A 16,797-nucleotide genomic window follows, 5' to 3' on the forward strand; every position below is an offset into this window, starting at 1 on the left:
AGGAATGGAAGATATGAAAGGCTCCGCAGGCTACGGCCGGGTCTTTGTCGGTTCCTACGAGAGCCGGTCGCTCACGCTGCGTCAGGAAACTCCGAGGGGCCCCGAGTCGCTCCAGCCACCCGGCACACTTTTGCAAGCGGGTGCTTGCAATTGTTAGCGAAGGTGAGGCATGGTGGAGCCATGGCATCGCTGAACGTCGGCAATCTCGGTGAGTATCTGCGCGAGCAGCGGCGGAACGCGCAGCTGTCGCTGCGGCAGCTCGCCGACGCCGCCGGCGTGTCCAATCCCTACCTGAGCCAGATCGAGCGCGGGCTGCGCAAGCCCAGCGCGGAGGTGCTCCAGCAGGTCGCCAAGGCCCTGCGCATCTCCGCCGAGACGCTGTACGTCCGCGCCGGGATCCTCGACGCCGAGCGGGACCGGGACGACGTGGAGACCAGGGCGGTCATCCTCGCCGACCCCTCGCTCAACGAGCGGCAGAAGCAGGTGCTGCTCCAGATCTACGAGTCCTTCCGCAAGGAGAACGGATTCGGGATCGGCGAGCCCGCCGACGACGAGGACGGCGCACAGGGAGCGGACACCGACGGCACCGCCGTGCCCGGCACCGGCACGGCCGGCGGACACGATGCCGATGCAGGCCCGCGGCGGACGGCCGGATAACCGGACCAGGGCGCCGGCTCCCACCGCGGACCACACCAACCTCAGCCGAACGCGAATCCGGGAGGACCAGATCACCATGGCCATCACCGACGACCTGCGCAAGACCCTCAGCGACCCGACTCCGCTCTACTTCGCCGCCGGCACCGCCGACCTCGCCCTCCAGCAGGCCAAGAAGGTGCCCGCCCTGGTCGAGCAGCTGCGCGCCGAGGCGCCGGCCCGCATCGAGGCCGTGCGCAACACCGACCCCAAGGCCGTGCAGGAGAAGGCCGCCGCCCGGGCCAAGGAGGCGCAGGAGACCCTCCAGACCAAGGTCAACGAGTTCATCGGCACCCTCGACGTCGACCTGAAGAAGCTGGGCGAGCAGGCCCAGGACCTCGCCCTGCGCGGTGTCGGCGTCGCCGCCGAGTACGCCGTCAAGGCCCGCGAGACCTACGAGAAGGTCGCCGAGCACGGCGAGCAGGCCGTGAAGAGCTGGCGCGGCGAGGCCGCTGAGGAGATCGAGGACTTCGCGATCGCCGTCGAGGGCAAGCCCGAGCCGGCCGAGGCCGCGGACGAGCCGAAGCCGGCCGGGGCCGCGGCCGAGCCCGCCGAGAAGAAGCCGGTGGCGAAGAAGGCGCCGGCCCCCCGCAAGTCCACCCCCGCGAAGAAGACGACCCCGCCGGCCAAGTGACCGGCGGCGGGATCGCGACGAGATGACAGCGGGCCGGGCACCTTGGGGGTGTCCGGCCCGTTGTACGGGTACGGTGGCTTTACGGAGGACTCGACTCGGGTGGTGGGCATTGTGCTGATGACGGCAGTCGGCGGAGTGATGTGGCTGATCTTCACCGCCATGCTGGCGCTCGCCATCGTGGCGTTCGTGATGGCGGCGATCTTCCGCGAGGACGCGTACCGCGCCGCGGACAAGCAGAACAAGGGCTTCTGGCTGATCATCCTGGGCATCGCGGTCGCCGTGAACCTGTTCGTGCCCATGCTGTTCCTGCAGCTCGCGGGCCTGGTCGCCTCGATCGTCTTCTTCGTGGACGTACGGCCCGCGCTCCAGCAGGTCTCGGGCGGGAAGGGCTTCCGTCGCCGGGGACGCGGGAGCAGCAGCGACGGTCCGTACGGGCCGTACAACGGAGGCCGCTGAACCGCCCCGAAGGAGTGCGGGGGCCGTATCGACCTGCGGCTCCGCCGCGTGGGCGCGAGCGGCCGCAAACGCACCCGCACCCGGCGACGGCGAAGAACCCCGGCGGTGAGACCCCGGACTACGGCATCCGGTCCAGCAGCACAACCGCCACGTCGTCGGTCAGTTCCCCGCCGTTGAGGTGCCGCACCTCACTGACCGCGGCCCGCAGCAGCTCCTCCCCGCGCAGCCCCTCGGAGAGCTGCCGGCGGATCATCGAGACCATCCCGTCCTGGCCCAGCCGCTCGCCGCCCTCGCCGACCCGGCCTTCGATCAGGCCGTCGGTGTAGAGCATCAGGCTCCACTCGGAACCCAGCTCCACCTGCATCCGCGGCCAGCGGGCGCCGGGCAGCAGACCGAGGGCGGGGCCGTTGTTGTCGTACGGCAGCAGACGGGCCTGCCGGCCGGGGCGGGCGAGCAGCGGGGCCGGATGGCCGGCCAGGCACAGGCCCGCGCGGCGGCCGTCGGGCGCGATGTCCACCGTGCACAGGGTCGCGAAGATCTCCTCGTCGGCCCGCTCGTGCTCCAGCACCTCCTGGAGGGTGCCGAGCAGCTCGTCCCCGCACAGCCCGGCCAGCGTCAGTGCCCGCCAGGCGATGCGCAGCTCCACGCCGAGCGCGGCCTCGTCCGGGCCGTGGCCGCAGACGTCGCCGATCATGGCGTGCACGGTGCCGTCCGGGGTGCGGACGGCGTCGTAGAAGTCGCCGCCGAGCAGCGCGCGGGAGCGGCCGGGGCGGTAGCGGGCGGCGAAGCGCAGCGAGGAGCCCTCCAGCAGGGGCGTGGGCAGCAGCCCGCGCTCCAGCCGGCGGTTCTCCTGCGCGCGCAGCCGGCCCTCGGCCAGCCGCCGCTCGGCCGTGTCGGAACGTTTCCGCTCCACCGCGTACCGGATGGCACGGCTCAGCAGCCGGCCGTCCAGCTCGTCCCGGAAGAGGTAGTCCTGCGCGCCGACGCGCACGGCCTCGGCACCGCGCTCGGCGTCGGCGGAGGCGGTCAGCGCGAGCACGGCATGCCGGGGCGCGAGCTTCAGCACGTGCTTGAGCACGGCCAGCTCGTCGTCGGCGTCGCTGCCGCCCGGCGCCGACAGGGCCAGGTCCAGCAGGATGCAGTGGACGTCGTCGGTGAGCAGCCGCTCGGCCTCGGTGAGGTTGCGGGCGGTACGCACACGGATCGGCTTGCCGGCCGAGTCCAGCAGGTCGGGCACGATCGGCGAACCGGCCGGATCGTCCTCGATCAGCAGCAGGGTGAGAGTGGCGCCGGTGCCGGTCGTGGGCGCGGCGTCGCGGTGGGCCTCTTCCTTGAGGGGGCCGCCGCCTGTGGTGGCGGCCTGCGCCTGACCGCTCTCCACGGCCGGGATCGCTCTCTGCCGCGGTACGGGTACGGGCATCTCTTGGGTTCCTTCCCTCCCCCCGAGGGCATGGTGGCGCCGAGGGTCTCGATGCCACCGACGGGGACCATAGCGGGTGCTCCCGCCCCGATGGAATGGTGTGAGCCGCGTCGCTGAGGCGCAGGCCGTCGTCATATGCCGCGTTCTATGGCGCAGTTGGACAGGCCGCCGGGCGAGCGGGAATGACGAAGCTCACGTCCGGCCCGGGTTTGGGCGGGGGTTGATGGTGGAGTGGGTCACATGGCGCACATCACGCCGGCATGGCCGGAGATGACCTGGCTCACGCGTCCGGGCGTACGACCCCCAGGATCGGCATCGAGCCGGCGCCCGCGACCGTCACCGTCCGCCCGGGGCGCGGGGCCTGGATGATCGCGCCGTCGCCGACGTAGATGGCGACATGGCTGGCGTCGTCGAAGTAGATGATGAGGTCGCCGGGGCGCATGTCCTGGATGTCCACGTGCTTGAGCTGCTGCCACTGCTCCTGCGAGGTGCGCGGGATGGGGTGGCCGGCCGCCGCCCAGGCCTGGGAGGTCAGGCCGGAGCAGTCGTAGGACTTCGGGCCCTCGGCGCCCCACACATAGGGCTTGCCGAGCTGGGCGGCGGCGAACGCGACCGCCTTCTCGCCCTGGGCGGACGCCGTGCCGTGGATCTTCTTGAGGATGCCGGTGTCCAGCCAGTTGGTCTGTGCCTTCAGCGCGGCCTGGTCCTCCAGCCTGGCGAGCCGCTCCCGGTCCTTCTTCTCCAGCTCGGACTCCAGCTTCTCGGCGGCCGCGATCTGCTGCTGGATCTTCTTCTTGGCGGTCGCCTTGGCCGTGCTCTCGGCGTCCAGCTTCTGCCACTGCGCGGCCGCGTCGTCGGCGTAGGCCTGCAACTGCTGCTGGGTGCTGGTCAGTTCGCTCATCAGCGACTTCGTCGCCCGCTGGCCCTGGAGCAGCAGTCCGGCCCCGTCCAGGACCTGTCCGGGGTCGTCGCTGAGCAGGAACTGGGCGGTGGGCGGGATGCCGCCGGTGCGGTACTGGGCGCGGGCGGCGGCGCCCGCCTGGTCCTGGAGTCTCGCGAGCCTCTGCTGCCCCTGGTCGATCTTCCTGGCCAGCGCGACGATCTGGGCGGACTGCTGCTTCGTCTTCTCCTCGGCCGCGTTGTAGGCGTCGGTGGCGACGGCCGCGGCGTGGTACAGCTGGTCGAGCTTCTCGCGGACCTTCTCGAGGTCCTTGCTCGGCGGGGGAGTCGGGGACGTGCTCGGGGTGGGCGCCGGGTCGGCGAAGGCCGTGCCGGGCGCCGCCAGCACGGTCACCGCGCAGACCACGGTCACGGCGGCCGAGAGGATGCTGCGCTTGCCCCAGCCCATCACAGATGCCCCCAAAGCTGATTTACCGTCAGTAACTTACGGTGCCCCGGGGATGGTGCCATGTCACGACGAAAAACGACAGAGGCAGGTGTTCCCCCCTGCGTCCGCCCCGCTATGACGCTCTCCCCGCCGGTGTGACGAACGAAGCGCGGAGATCGTTCCGTTCCGGCTTCCCCGAACGGGTGAACTCAGCCGCGCGGCGCCAACGCCTCCCACGCCACCGTCACTTCGCCCTGCCGCCAGCGGGCGGGGGAGTCCGTCACCGGCCAGTCGGTCCTCAGCTCCCGTACCGTGCGCAGCCAGCGCTGCCGGGCGCCGTAGGAGGCGTAGGGCGCGGCGGCGGCCCAGGCGCGGTCGAAGTCGCGCAGGAACGCGTGCACCGGCTCGCCGGGGACGTTCCGGTGGATCAGTGCCTTCGGCAGCCGTTCGGCGAGGTCGGAGGGCCGCTCCAGGGAACCCAGCCGCGTGGCGAAGGTGACGCTCCGCGGCCCCTCCGGGCCGAGCGCCACCCACACGTGCCGCCGCCCGATCTCGTCGCACGTGCCCTCGACCAGCAGACCGCCGCGCGAGCCGCCGCCGGCCGGGGCGAGTCGCGCGCACAGCCGCTCCCAGACGGCGGCGACCTCGGCCTCGTCGTACTGGCGCAGCACGTTGGCGGCGCGGATGAGCATCGGCCGCTCCGGCACGGGCACCTCGAAACCCCCGTGCCGGAAGGTCAGCCCCTCCCGCTCGTACGGCCGCGCGGCCGCGACCCGCTCCGGTTCGATCTCGATGCCGACGACCCGGGCGCGCGGAGCGGCCGTCCGCAGCCGGCCGAGCAGTTCGACGGCCGTCCACGGGGCGGCGCCGTAGCCGAGGTCGATCGCCAGCGGCTCCCCGGCGCGCCGCAGCTCGGCACCGTGCGTCGCCGCGATCCAGCGGTCCATGCGGCGCAGCCGATTGGGATTGGTCGTCCCGCGCGTCACCGTTCCCACGACGGGGCTCCCCCCGCTCGAGCGAAGCCGAGAGCGGGGGAGGGAGGCTGCGCGGGCTGTCATGCCTACGAGGGTAAGCGGGCACCGGGCGGCGCCGACCCGGGCGGGGCCGGGCGCGGGCGGGGCCGGGCGCCGGGCGCGGGCGGTGGTGGCGGGTGACCGGGGGAGCGCGAGTGGCGGGTTGGGCGGCGGTGTCGGTGGCGGGTGTTGATCGGGCCGGGCGGCCGGTCAGGGCGGGCGCGGGTGTTGGGCGGCGGGGGTGTGGGTGTCGGGCGTCGGCTGGGCGGGGTGGTGGTGTCGGTGGCGGGGTCGGCCGGGTGCGGCGGGCCGGTCGGCGCGGGGGTCAGGCGGGGCGGTGGTGGCGGGTGACCGGGGGAGCGCGAGTGGCGGGTTGGGCGGCGGTGTCGGTGGCGGGTGTTGATCGGGCCGGGCGGCCGGTCAGGGCGGGCGCGGGTGTTGGGCGGCGGGGGTGTGGGTGTCGGGCGTCGGCTGGGCGGGGTGGTGGTGTCGGTGGCGGGGTCGGCCGGGTGCGGCGGGCCGGTCGGCGCGGGGGTCAGGCGGGGCGGTGGTGGCGGGTGACCGGGGGAGCGCGAGTGGCGGGCTGGACGGTGGCCTGGTCGGCAGCGGTGTCAGGGGCGGGCGGCTGGTGCGGTGGCCACGGCCGTTCACCAGGTTGGCCGGGGTCTGCTTCAGGGCCTGCTCGGCGGTCAGTCCGTCCGGACGGCGTGGTTTCCGATTCCCGGCGTCGCCGCCGGGCAGTTCCTCGAAGTGGATCGCCAGGGAGCCCCGGCGGCGCATCCGGGAGCCGGGGGCCGGACGCCGGGCGGTGACCACCCAGGCTCCCGGCCAGGTCGGCGTCGCTGGGCCCCTCCAGGTCATGTCACCCTCCGGCGGCCGGTCGAGCGGAGGTCATGATTGAGTAAAGCGGCCTGGTGCGGAAATGGCACGGCCCCCTCCCGCTGTTGCACCTGCGTGGAGGGCGAGGTCGGTCCTCCGTCCGGCATGCCCGCAGCAAGGAGAGGACCGCCAGGTGAGCCAGTACGTCAGCAGGCTCGGGCGACGCTCCCCGTCAACCGCGTCACGGCTACGACTGCACCGCCGCCCCCGCCGCGTCGCCATGCTCTCCGTCCACACCTCCCCGCTCCATCAGCCCGGCACCGGCGACGCCGGCGGCATGAACGTCTACATCGTGGAGCTGGCCCAGCGGCTCGCCGCCCTGGGCATCGAGGTCGAGATCTTTACCCGGGCCACGGCCGGCGGACTGCCCCCGACGGTCGAGCTGGCCCCCGGTGTCCTCGTCCGGCACGTCGACGCCGGCCCCTACGAGGGTCTCGCCAAGGAGGACCTCCCGGCCCAGCTGTGCGCCTTCACGCACGGCGTCATGCAGGCCTGGGCCGGTCACCGCCCCGGCCACTACGACCTCGTCCACTCCCACTACTGGCTCTCCGGCCACGTCGGCTGGCTCGCCGCCCAGCGCTGGGGCGTCCCCCTGGTGCACGCCATGCACACCATGGCCAAGGTCAAGAACGCCAACCTGGCCGAGGGCGACACCCCCGAGCCCGCCGCCCGCGTCATCGGCGAGACCCAGATCGTGGCCGCCGCCGACCGGCTCATCGCCAACACGGCGGAGGAGGCCGACGAGCTGGTACGGCACTACGCCGCCGACCCCGAGAAGGTCGCCGTCGTCCACCCGGGCGTCAACCTCGACCGCTTCCGCCCCGCCGACGGCCGCGCGGCGGCCCGCGCCCGCCTGGGGCTGCCTCCGGACGCCCTGATCCCGCTCTTCGCGGGCCGCATCCAGCCCCTGAAGGCCCCGGACATCCTGCTGCGCGCGGTGGCGGTGCTGCTGGACGAGCGCCCGGAGCTCCGCTCGCGCATCCTCGTCCCGGTCGTCGGCGGCCCAAGCGGCAGCGGGCTCGCCAAGCCGGAGGGGCTGCAGAAGCTCGCCGCCCGGCTCGGCATCGCGGACGTCGTACGGTTCCGCCCGCCGGTCGGCCAGGAACAGCTCGCGGACTGGTTCCGGGCCGCGTCCGTGCTGGTCATGCCGTCCTACAGCGAGTCCTTCGGCCTGGTCGCCATAGAGGCGCAGGCGGCCGGCACGCCGGTGCTCGCGGCCTCGGTCGGCGGACTGCCGGTGGCCGTGCGCGACGGCGAGACCGGCTTCCTGGTCCAAGGCCACTGTCCCGCCGACTACGCGCGCGTGCTGAGCCGTTTCGTCGACGAGCCGTCACTCCCGGCGAGCATGGGCGCGGCCGCCGCCCGGCACGCGCAGTCCTTCGGCTGGGACCGGGCGGCCGCCGAGACCGCGGACGTCTACACGGCCGCGACCCAGTCCCACCGCCGTCGCGTACGCTCCCACCATGGGTGATGTCGAGAAGGCCGGGCAGGTCCTGGAAGGTGTCCTGAAGGACGCCGAACTGGAGTGGGAGAGCCCCGAGCCCGGGAACTACGTGGTCAAGCTCCCCGGCACCCGCAAGCTCTCCACGACGGTCTCCTTCCTCGTGGGCCGCCACTCCCTGTCGCTCAACGCCTTCGTCGTCCGCCACCCCGACGAGAACGAGGCGGGCGTCCACCGCTGGCTCCTGGAGCGCAACCTCAAGCTGTACGGCGTGAGTTACGCCGTCGACCGTCTCGGCGACATCTACGTCACCGCCCGCCTGCCCCTCGCCTCCGTCACCCCCGACGTGATCGACCGCCTCCTCGGCCAGGTCCTGGAAGCGGCCGACGGCGCCTTCAACACCCTCCTGGAACTGGGCTTCGCCTCCTCCATCCGCAAGGAGTACGCCTGGCGGGTGTCCCGGGGCGAGTCCACGCGCAACCTGGACGCGTTCAGGCATCTGATCGACCGTCCCGCTGACTGACTTACGGTACGACCCCTTCCCTCTGCTGCCGGGGCGGTGGCATGCTCACCGCCGAGGCGATCCTGAACGTCGTTCATATGCGTGAATATGAAGGGGCGGATGGGCATGAGCAGTACGCATCTCACGAGACGGACCCTGCTGACCGCCGCCACGGCCGCGGCGCTCGGCGCGGCCACGGCCGGGACGGCGGTCAGGGCGGCAGCCGCCGAAGAGGGCGAAGTCCCGGAAATCTGGGGTGAGTTCGTCCGCTCGCCCGTCACCCACCCCCAGATCCCCTACGTCGGCCGTGCCGGCTGCCGAGGCGGAGCCCCGCGCTTCCCCCGCCCCCGCCACTTCGCCGACGTCACCGACCACGGCGCCGTACCCGACGGCACCACCGACTGCGCCCCCGCGATCAACCGTGCCATCGCCGCCGCCGGAAGGGCCGGCGGTGGCACGGTCACCATCCCGCCCGGCACCTTCCGCATCGACGACCTGATCCGCATCGGCGACTCGGGCGTCGTCCTGCGCGGCGCCGGCAGCGGCCGTACGACGCTGTACGCGACGAAGTCCCTCACCGAACTGATCGGCGTCTACGGCTCCCGCTACGGCGGCGACAAGTCGGCGTGGTCCTGGGCCGGCGGCCTGATCTGGCTCGCGCCCAGGGCGCGTTGGGACTCCCTGGTGGCGGCGATCCGGTCCCGGGCCTGGCCCTTCGAGGGCTGGACCGGCAACAGGCGGGACGAGTGGGCGCCGCTGACGGCGGTGGAACCGGCCCGGCAGGGCTCGTGGACGGTCACCGTCGCCGATCCGGAGGGGCTGCACCCCGGCCGGCTCGTCCTCCTCCGCCTCTCCGACGACCCCGCGCACACCCTGCTCCAGCACATGGCGGGCGGCGGCCCGGGCCCGGCGTCGTACTCCTGGGACGACAAGACCAAGCTGCTGTCGTACGTCCCCTACGAGTGGCCGGTGCGCATCGCCCGCGTCCGGGGCCGCCGGATCACCCTCGAACGCCCTCTCCCGCTCGACATACGCCCCGAGTGGAACCCCCAACTGACGACCCACGTCCCCGAGCTGACCGGATCGGGAGTCGAGGGCCTCACCCTGCGGGCGGTCGAGACCCCGCAGTCCCCGCACCTGCTCGACAAGGGCTACAACGGTGTGGTCCTGCAGTGCGCCTACGACTGCTGGGTGGACGACGTCACGGTGACCGACGTGGACAACGGCTTCGGCCTGGTCGCCGCCTCCGCCTGCACCCTGCGCCGCACCCGGGTGGCCGGCCGCGGCTCGCACCACCCGTACTTCTGCCGCGAGGGCTCCCACGACAACCTGATCGAGGACTTCACCGTCGAACAGCGCACGGTCCCGGCCCCGCCGAACACCCAGCTGCACGGCATCAACGTCGAAGGACTCTCCTCCCACAACGTCTGGTCGCGCGGCGAGATGCAGATGGGCACCTTCGACAGCCACCGCGGCCTGCCCTTCGCCGACGTCCGCACGGACATCACGGTGAACAACAACGGCCGCCACGGCGGAGACGCCAACGCGGGCCCGCTGTTCGGCGCCCGGTTCACGCACTGGAACATCCGGGTCACCAACGGCCGCGCGGGCCTGATGAAGATCGACGGCCTGGCCCCGTACTCGGCGACCGTCGGCCTGAACACGGTGACCGAGTTCGACCAGACCGACGTCCCGGACTTCCCCGGCGACCTGCACTCCCGCCTGGAGCTGTACGGCACCACGGACGCCGTACGCCCGCGCAATCTGTACGAGGCTCAGCGTGAGCTGCTGCGATAGCGCCCCGGGGGCACTCCGACCAGCTTCTTGAAGTGCCGGGTGAGATGGGCCTGGTCGTAGAACCCCGCGGCCGAGGCCACCTCGCCCGGCGCCAGCCCGTCCAGCAGCAGCCGCCGCGCCTGCCCGACCCGGCGCGACATCAGGTACTGGTGCGGGGCGATGCCGTACGCCCCGCTGAACGCCCGCACCAGATGGGCGGGATGGGCGTGCAGCAGGCCCGCGGCCTCCTCCAGCGAGACGCCGTCGACGACACGGGCGTCGAGCAGCTCCCGCAGCGAACGGGCGAGCACGGGATCCGGGCGGGGAGCCGTGCCGGCCGTCCGCCGCAGATGGCCGCGCAGCCGCTCCCCGACGAGGGTCAGCCTGCTCTCCGCCTCCAGTTCGTCTCCCGGCCGGGCGAGCGCGGCGTGCAACTGACCGACGCGCCGCCGCAGCACCGGATCCCGCAGATCGGGCGTGTCGACGGCGCGCCCGATGAGATCCTCGCCGAGACGGCTGCTGTCGAGGTAGACGACCCGCTTGCGGAAGCCGTCCGGGGTGGCCGGGGAGCCGTTGTGCGGCACGTGCGGCGGGAGCAGCGTGACGGTGTCGTGCGGGGTGCCGTGCTCGTGCCGCTCGAGGTCGTACCGCACGGCCCCGTCGTCCACGATGAGCAGCGTCCAGGCGTCGTGGACGTGCATCGGATAGGCGTACTCGGTGAAGCGGGCGTGGAAGACCTCGGTGACGCCCGGCACGCGGGGGCGCCACGCGCTGACCTCCTGCCGGGTGTCCTCGCGCCGGGTGCCTTCCCGCCGGACCGCCATGCAAAGAACGTACAAGACGGCGTCGTACGGCGGTCGGCAGTCTCGTTCCATGAGCGCTGAACCCATCCGTTTCGACACGAAGATCGCCGTGCTGCTGCGCGAGGACCTGGAGCCCTGGCAGCGGCTCAACGTCACCGCGTTCCTGGTCAGCGGCCTGGGCGCGACGGTCCCCGAGGTGATCGGCGAGCCGTACGAGGACGCGGACGGGGTGTCGTACCTGCCCATGTTCCGCCAGCCGGTGCTGGTCTTCGAGGGCTCCAAGGAGACCCTGAAGGCGGCCCACGGCAGGGCACTGAGCCGTGCCCTGCCCCGTGCCGTCTTCACCTCGGACCTGTTCGCCACGGGCAACGACCGCGACAACCGCGCGGCGGTCCGCGCCGTCCCGACGGCGGAGCTGGACCTGGCGGGGCTGGCGGTGTACGGCCCCCGCAACGGCGTGGACAAGGTCCTCAGGGGTGCACGGATGCACCCCTGAGGACCTTGTCGCGGCTCAGTCGAACATGCCGGGCTGGTAGTCGCCGGCGGGCTGCTGGACGATGACGTTGACGCGGTTGTAGGCGTTGATCAGGGCGATCAGCGCGACGAGCGCGGCGAGCTGGTCCTCGTCGTAGTGCTTGGCGGCGTTCGCCCAGACCTCGTCCGGGACGCCGCCGGCCGCGTCGGCGATGCGGGTGCCCTGCTCGGTCAGCTCCAGCGCGGCGCGCTCGGCCTCGCTGAACACCTTGGCCTCCCGCCAGGCGGCGACCAGGTGCAGCCGCTGCGCCGTCTCCCCGGCGGCCGTGGCGTCCTTGGTGTGCATGTCGGTGCACATCGCGCACCCGTTGATCTGGCTGGCCCGGATCTTCACCAGTTCCTGCGTCGCGGCGGGGAGGGCGGAGTCCGAGACGATCTTCCCCGCCGAGTTGATGTGCTTGAAGAACCTGCCGGTGACCGGGTTGGTGAAGAGGTTCAGGCGAGCGTCCATGGTGTGCTCCCGTGTGGTCTGCGCGTGGTTTCCGATGGCTACACCTCCCTGACGGATCGCTCCGGGGAGATGTGACGGGGCCGTGTGTGACCTGGGTCACCGGCTGGTCGGGGCGGGCTCGCCCAGGTGCCCGCCGCGACCCGGCCCGAGGGGCGAATTCATCTGTGAACCGAATCTGCACAGCGCGTCCGCAACCGCGCGCCCGGCGGATTCCGTTGGTGTGGAGTTGTCCTGGTCGGCGTGGCGCCGGCAAGAGCTGTGCCCTCCCTGTGTGGCGCCGCATGTGGAGGAACTGGCCCCAACGCGTGACCGTACCCGCACGGATGAGTCACCTGCCGGGGCCAACTGGACCGGGGCGAGCGATGGTTGACTGGATGCCCGGCAGGCTCCGTGGTTTGATCGCTCGCACCGCCGGGATCGCGCCACGTGTCCTGAAAAGGATGGCGCACGCCTGCGGCCGCGGCCCGCCGTCTGTCCCCCAGCGGGGCCGCTTCCCCTTGTGGTCCACCCATGCGAAGGGCAGTTTCACCATGAACGCCGCTCACCAGATCCAGACCCTCGAGATCTCCGACGCCGAGCTCGACACCGTCTCCGGTGGCCTGAGCCCCGAGGCCAGCCTCACCGCCGACTCCACCACCCTGAGCAGCGCCGACGCGCTGTCCCAGCTCGGCGCCGTCCAGGGCGTGGTGCTGGGCGCCCTTGGCCAGCCCCACCAGATCGGCGTCAACCTCGCCTTCTGAGGGTTCTGATCGCTCCGATCCTTCCGATCGCTGCACGAGCCCCCTGCCGGTGGAGAAGTCCAGGTGGGGGGCTCGGCCATATCCCGGCTTCTCCCCGGCCGGGGGCTCCGACACGGCTGGGCGCCATGTGCGCCGCCTGTTCGAGTGCTTGTATGCACGGCACCGCTTCTCGGACGGGGGCCGGCGGCATACCTCTGGCGACCGCAAACCGACCGAAGGAGACGCTTATGCGTGCACGTACCGTGCCGGCCGCCATCGCTCTAGCCGGAACCGTTCTGCTCGGAGGCGCGGCCCAGGCCCTCGCCGACGACAACGACGGCATGGGGAACGTCGGAGGGACGAGCAGCGCCGGAGGTGAATTCGGGAACACCTCGCACGGCTCGTCCGATCCCGGCCAGGGCATGTCTCCCGGCAAGGGTTCGTCCGGTTTCGGCCAGGGCATGTCTCCTGGCCAGGGTTCGTCCGGTTTCGGCCAGGTCGGATCCATTTTCGACCGGACCGACGCCCGCTGACGGCCACGCCGCGCCCCACTCCCCGCTCCGCCCCGGTGCGGGGCGGGGCGGGGAGTGGCGGGGATTCCCATGGACAGGCCGTGAGCCCGGCCCGGTGGAGGTGCTGGGGCCGGAGGCTGGGCGTTGGCCGCCCGAGCCCTCAAGGCGGTACGGGCGCTCTCCAGGCGGTAGGGACGAGTCTGCCGGGCGGTACGGACGCTCTCAGGCGGTACGGAGGAGTCTGTCAGGCGGTACGGACCTCGGGGCTCCCGGTGTCCGCCCGCGGGGCCGCCATCGCCGGGCTCTCCGCCGGCAGCCCCCGCATGAGCACCCCGTACCCCACCCCCGCGACCGTCCCCACCATCGCGCACATCCCCCACAGCCACTCCGCCCCCCAGCGGTCGATCACCGCGCCGGACATCAGCGGGGCGACCAGCGCGGCGACGGACCAGGACAGCGTGTACACGCCCTGATAGCGGCCGCGCCCGTGCACGGGGGACAGGCGGACCACGAGTCCGGTCTGGGTCGGCGCGCTGACGATCTCGGCGAGGGTCCAGACGCAGACGGTGACCATGAAGACGCCGACCGAGCCGGCGAAGGCCGTGAGCCCGAAGCCGTAGCCGGCGAGCAGCGAGGAGACGACCAGCAGGGTGCGCGGGTCGCGGTGCTCGATGAACCGGGTGACCGGGATCTGCAGAGCGACGATCAGGATGCCGTTGACGGCGATGGCGACACCGTAGTCGGCGGGTGAGAACCCGGCCCGCCCCATGGCCACCGGCAGCCCCACGGACCCCTGCTGGAAGACGAGGGCGACCAGGAAGGACAGCCCGACGACGGCCATGTACCGGCCGTCCCGCAGCACGGTGCCGAGGCTGACGGCGGCGTCCTTCTCCTTCACGTGTGCCGACGGCCGGGACTCGGGCACCTTGAGGAAGACGACGAGCGCACAGGCCAGGGTCATCCCGGCCTCGATGAGGAAGCCGGCCAGATAGCTGTACTCGGCGATGAACCCGGCGGCCATGGAGGAGACGGCGAACCCGAGGTTGATGGCCCAGTAGTTGAGGGAGAAGGCCCGGACCCGGTCCTCGGGCCGGACGATGTCGGCCATCATCGCCTGTACGGCGGGCCGGGAGGCGTTGGAGGCCATGCCCACGAGGAAGGCGACGGCGGCGATGGCGACGGGGTTCGCCATGAAGCCGAGCACCGCGACGGAGACGGCCGTGGCCGACTGGGCGATGAGCAGCGTCGGCCGCCTGCCGAGCCGGTCGGCCATCACCCCGCCCCCCAGCGAGGAGACGACCCCGCCCAGCCCGTGCAGCGAGGCGACGAGACCGGCGTACGAGGCGGAGTAGCCGCGGTCGAGGGTGAGGTAGAGGGCCATGAACGTGGCCACGAAGGCGCCGAGCCGGTTGACGAGGGTGCTGGTCCACAGCCACCAGAACTCACGGGGTAGCCCGGACACGCTCTCCCGGGCGGCACGTCGGAGACGGGTGGCGAACATGACAAGACCCCCAGTGGTAAGTGGCTTGCGCGGCAGGCACAACTTACAGGCGGGGTGTTTCGCCGGCCGCTCAATTAACAGATGCCGTCAACGGTCCACCCACCGGTCGGCCGGGACGGCGCCCCGAACGCGTGGATTACGCTCTGACTCATGGCCGACGCACCGTACAAGCTGATCCTCCTCCGCCACGGCGAGAGCGAGTGGAACGCGAAGAACCTGTTCACCGGCTGGGTGGACGTCAACCTCAACGAGAAGGGCGAGAAGGAGGCGGTCCGCGGTGGCGAGCTCCTGAAGGACGCCGATCTCCTCCCCGACGTGGTCCACACGTCCCTCCAGAAGCGCGCGATCCGCACGGCCCAGCTGGCCCTCGAGGCCGCGGACCGCCACTGGATCCCGGTCCACCGCAGCTGGCGCCTGAACGAACGCCATTACGGTGCCCTCCAGGGCAAGGACAAGGCGGCCACGCTGGCCGAGTTCGGCGAGGAGCAGTTCATGCTCTGGCGCCGCTCCTACGACACCCCGCCGCCCCCGCTCGCGGACGACTCCGAGTTCTCCCAGTTCGACGACGCGCGCTACGCCACGCTCCCGCCGGAGCTGCGCCCGAGGACGGAGTGCCTCAAGGACGTCGTCCACCGGATGCTTCCGTACTGGTTCGACGACATCATCCCCGACCTCCTGACCGGCCGCACGGTCCTGGTCGCGGCCCACGGCAACTCGCTGCGCGCCCTGGTCAAGCACCTGGACGGCATCTCCGACGCCGACATCGCGGGCCTGAACATCCCGACGGGCATCCCGCTGTACTACGAGCTGGACGAGAACTTCAAGCCGGTCACCCCCGGCGGCAAGTACCTCGACCCGGAGGCGGCCGCAGCGGCGATCGAGGCGGTCAAGAACCAGGGCAAGAAGAAGTAGGTTTTGTGATCATGCCTCCCACCTGCGCATATAGCGCGAGTGGGAGGCATTTTCGTGCCCCTTCGGCGTCAGCCCCGGGTCCGAGTGTCCGGGGTACTCCGCGAGGGCGTCGGGCTGCTTGTCGGCCCGTGGCCATCGGGCCATTGAATGCCGCGAGCCCGGGGGCATGTCACGAAACCGGTAACCGGGGGCCCCTTATCGTTCGGCACGTGTGACGCCCCCACGCGACCTGCGGAGACGCCGCGGTCACTCCGTCCTTGGTCTTCCAACTCTCCCCGGACAAAGTGAAGTTGATCAGCTAGAGTGGGGTGCGGCGAGGGGATCAGTGTGCCCTCGTGACGACATAGCTCCTGTCCTGCCGGACGGGAGCTTTTTCATGCCCACGAAGGCCCTGCGCTCCTCAGCGCGGGGCCTTTTGTGTTTTCCGCACCGAGGAGTCCCGTGTCCGTCCTGCTGTCATCGCTCGATCCGCACGTGCTGCTGCTGGTCATGAGCGGCCTGCTGGGCATCACCCTGATCAAGGCATGCCTGAAGTACGCCATCACCCGGATGGTGCTCAAGAAATTCACCGACGGTCAGGACCTGGCGCGCGTTCTCATCGCACTCGCCCAGCTCTTCGGCGTTCCCGCCCAGCCGGATCCCCTGCCGCCGACGTCGTCGGCGGAGCAGAGTGAGAACCAGGACGGGACTTCTGGAGGTGCGGCATGACCCGGCGCAGGGCAGTGCCCGACACGTTCGCGGAGGACCGGGCCGTACGGATCCTGTTGGCCGAGCAACTCGACTCGGTGCTCGACACGCTCAGCGAACGCGAGGCGCACGTGGTCACCGCCCATGTCGCGTTGTGCGTCCTGGCCCATGTGATCGCCCAGGAACTGGGCCTCACCGTCCACCGCGTCCTGCAGATCAGCTCGAAGACGATGTCGAAACTGCGGCACAGGTCCCGCAGCCAGGTGCTCGCGGATTATGACCTTGGAGGCGGGGGCGACGGCCCCCTCTCCGCACCCTCCGGAAAGGTGCAGGAGATCGCCGGTACCTACGGCGAGAAAGCCCTCATCCCCTGTGCGTATGGACCCTGCAGGATGCGGTTTCTCGGACGGCCGCCGGGACAGGTCGGCCGCCCCAGAAAGTACTGCTCGGACGCCTGCCGCCAGAACGCATGCCGAGCCAGGAGGCGAGCCGGAGGACAGGAACCGTGACGGGGGGTGACGATCCATGGAAGCGTCC

The 16,797-nt window shown here is 71.7% G+C and carries 19 protein-coding genes; 12 read left to right on the forward strand and 7 right to left on the reverse strand.

Annotation, left to right across the window (positions count from 1 at the left end; genetic code table 11):
• The first annotated feature begins 180 nt into the window (after window positions 1–180).
• The 3 genes from ACWDEN_RS02355 to ACWDEN_RS02365 all read left to right on the forward strand — a co-directional run bounded on the left by ACWDEN_RS02355 (window position 181) and on the right by ACWDEN_RS02365 (window position 1,783).
• A complete protein-coding gene (locus ACWDEN_RS02355) occupies window positions 181–657 on the forward strand; it encodes a helix-turn-helix domain-containing protein (RefSeq protein ID WP_351601722.1) in 477 nt (158 codons plus the stop codon).
• A 76-nt stretch (window positions 658–733) separates the two neighbouring features.
• The gene (locus ACWDEN_RS02360; protein ID WP_351601720.1) at window positions 734–1,327 is read left to right on the forward strand and encodes a hypothetical protein; all 594 of its coding nucleotides are present in this window, start codon (window positions 734–736) and stop codon (window positions 1,325–1,327) included.
• Between the two features lie 117 nt (window positions 1,328–1,444).
• Window positions 1,445–1,783: a DUF2516 family protein gene (locus ACWDEN_RS02365; protein ID WP_450857007.1), complete on the forward strand. Its 339-nt coding sequence runs from the start codon at window positions 1,445–1,447 to the stop codon at window positions 1,781–1,783.
• 118 nt (window positions 1,784–1,901) lie between these two features.
• Here ACWDEN_RS02365 and ACWDEN_RS02370 read toward each other — a convergent pair whose 3' ends face one another.
• From ACWDEN_RS02370 to ACWDEN_RS02385, 4 genes are all read right to left on the reverse strand, one after another.
• On the reverse strand, window positions 1,902–3,203 hold the full coding sequence (locus ACWDEN_RS02370; protein ID WP_351601718.1) for a PP2C family protein-serine/threonine phosphatase: 1,302 nt from the start codon (window positions 3,201–3,203) through the stop codon (window positions 1,902–1,904).
• Window positions 3,204–3,483: 280 nt separating this feature from the next.
• Window positions 3,484–4,551: an NlpC/P60 family protein gene (locus ACWDEN_RS02375; RefSeq protein ID WP_450857009.1), complete on the reverse strand. Its 1,068-nt coding sequence runs from the start codon at window positions 4,549–4,551 to the stop codon at window positions 3,484–3,486.
• Between the two features lie 188 nt (window positions 4,552–4,739).
• Entirely contained in the window at window positions 4,740–5,525 is a 786-nt protein-coding gene (locus ACWDEN_RS02380; protein WP_450856786.1) for a class I SAM-dependent methyltransferase, read from the reverse strand.
• Window positions 5,526–5,963: 438 nt separating this feature from the next.
• Complete coding sequence (locus ACWDEN_RS02385; RefSeq protein WP_450856788.1) at window positions 5,964–6,404, reverse strand: hypothetical protein; 441 nt, start codon at window positions 6,402–6,404, stop codon at window positions 5,964–5,966.
• Between the two features lie 151 nt (window positions 6,405–6,555).
• Here ACWDEN_RS02385 and mshA point away from each other — a divergent pair, with 151 nt between their 5' ends.
• From mshA to ACWDEN_RS02400, 3 genes are all read left to right on the forward strand, one after another.
• Complete coding sequence (gene mshA, locus ACWDEN_RS02390; RefSeq protein ID WP_450856790.1) at window positions 6,556–7,893, forward strand: D-inositol-3-phosphate glycosyltransferase; 1,338 nt, start codon at window positions 6,556–6,558, stop codon at window positions 7,891–7,893.
• Complete coding sequence (locus ACWDEN_RS02395) at window positions 7,886–8,386, forward strand: type III secretion system chaperone family protein (RefSeq protein WP_351601710.1); 501 nt, start codon at window positions 7,886–7,888, stop codon at window positions 8,384–8,386. The genes mshA and ACWDEN_RS02395 overlap by 8 nt, the downstream gene beginning before the upstream one ends.
• A 99-nt stretch (window positions 8,387–8,485) precedes the next feature.
• Complete coding sequence (locus ACWDEN_RS02400; protein WP_450856792.1) at window positions 8,486–10,162, forward strand: glycosyl hydrolase family 28-related protein; 1,677 nt, start codon at window positions 8,486–8,488, stop codon at window positions 10,160–10,162.
• Here the strand turns inward: ACWDEN_RS02400 and ACWDEN_RS02405 are convergent.
• Window positions 10,141–10,965, reverse strand: a complete 825-nt coding sequence (locus tag ACWDEN_RS02405) for a helix-turn-helix transcriptional regulator (RefSeq protein WP_351601705.1) — start codon at window positions 10,963–10,965, stop codon at window positions 10,141–10,143. The genes ACWDEN_RS02400 and ACWDEN_RS02405 overlap by 22 nt on opposite strands.
• Between ACWDEN_RS02405 and ACWDEN_RS02410 the strand changes: the two genes are divergently transcribed.
• On the forward strand, window positions 10,964–11,440 hold the full coding sequence (locus ACWDEN_RS02410; RefSeq protein ID WP_351601702.1) for a DUF2000 domain-containing protein: 477 nt from the start codon (window positions 10,964–10,966) through the stop codon (window positions 11,438–11,440). The two genes, ACWDEN_RS02405 and ACWDEN_RS02410, sit on opposite strands and share 2 nt — an antisense overlap.
• Window positions 11,441–11,455: 15 nt before the next feature.
• Here the strand turns inward: ACWDEN_RS02410 and ACWDEN_RS02415 are convergent, their stop codons facing one another.
• Window positions 11,456–11,929, reverse strand: coding sequence for a carboxymuconolactone decarboxylase family protein (locus tag ACWDEN_RS02415; RefSeq protein ID WP_450856795.1), 474 nt, complete (start codon window positions 11,927–11,929; stop codon window positions 11,456–11,458).
• A 530-nt stretch (window positions 11,930–12,459) separates the two neighbouring features.
• On the opposite strand from ACWDEN_RS02415, the gene ACWDEN_RS02420 reads away from it, so the two are divergent.
• Both ACWDEN_RS02420 and ACWDEN_RS02425 read left to right on the forward strand, forming a co-directional pair.
• A complete protein-coding gene (locus ACWDEN_RS02420; protein ID WP_351601697.1) occupies window positions 12,460–12,669 on the forward strand; it encodes a hypothetical protein in 210 nt (69 codons plus the stop codon).
• A 227-nt stretch (window positions 12,670–12,896) separates the two neighbouring features.
• Complete coding sequence (locus tag ACWDEN_RS02425; RefSeq protein WP_450856797.1) at window positions 12,897–13,181, forward strand: hypothetical protein; 285 nt, start codon at window positions 12,897–12,899, stop codon at window positions 13,179–13,181.
• A gap of 223 nt (window positions 13,182–13,404) precedes the next feature.
• On the opposite strand, the gene ACWDEN_RS02430 is transcribed toward ACWDEN_RS02425, so the two are convergent.
• Window positions 13,405–14,661, reverse strand: a complete 1,257-nt coding sequence (locus ACWDEN_RS02430) for an MDR family MFS transporter (RefSeq protein WP_450856799.1) — start codon at window positions 14,659–14,661, stop codon at window positions 13,405–13,407.
• A 150-nt stretch (window positions 14,662–14,811) separates the two neighbouring features.
• On the opposite strand from ACWDEN_RS02430, the gene ACWDEN_RS02435 reads away from it, so the two are divergent.
• The 3 genes from ACWDEN_RS02435 (at window position 14,812) to ACWDEN_RS02445 (ending at window position 16,769) form a co-directional block, all read left to right on the forward strand.
• Window positions 14,812–15,573 carry a phosphoglyceromutase gene (locus ACWDEN_RS02435; RefSeq protein WP_351601688.1) on the forward strand — a complete coding sequence of 254 codons (762 nt, stop codon included), beginning with the start codon at window positions 14,812–14,814 and terminating at the stop codon, window positions 15,571–15,573.
• Between the two features lie 441 nt (window positions 15,574–16,014).
• Window positions 16,015–16,281, forward strand: coding sequence for a hypothetical protein (locus ACWDEN_RS02440; RefSeq protein ID WP_351601685.1), 267 nt, complete (start codon window positions 16,015–16,017; stop codon window positions 16,279–16,281).
• Window positions 16,278–16,769 (forward strand): hypothetical protein, encoded by a 492-nt coding sequence (locus tag ACWDEN_RS02445; RefSeq protein WP_450857025.1) that lies wholly within the window; start codon window positions 16,278–16,280, stop codon window positions 16,767–16,769. Before ACWDEN_RS02440 ends, ACWDEN_RS02445 begins: the two co-directional genes overlap by 4 nt.
• Window positions 16,770–16,797 lie beyond the last annotated feature (28 nt).

The organism is Streptomyces sp. NPDC001153 (assembly GCF_053598315.1).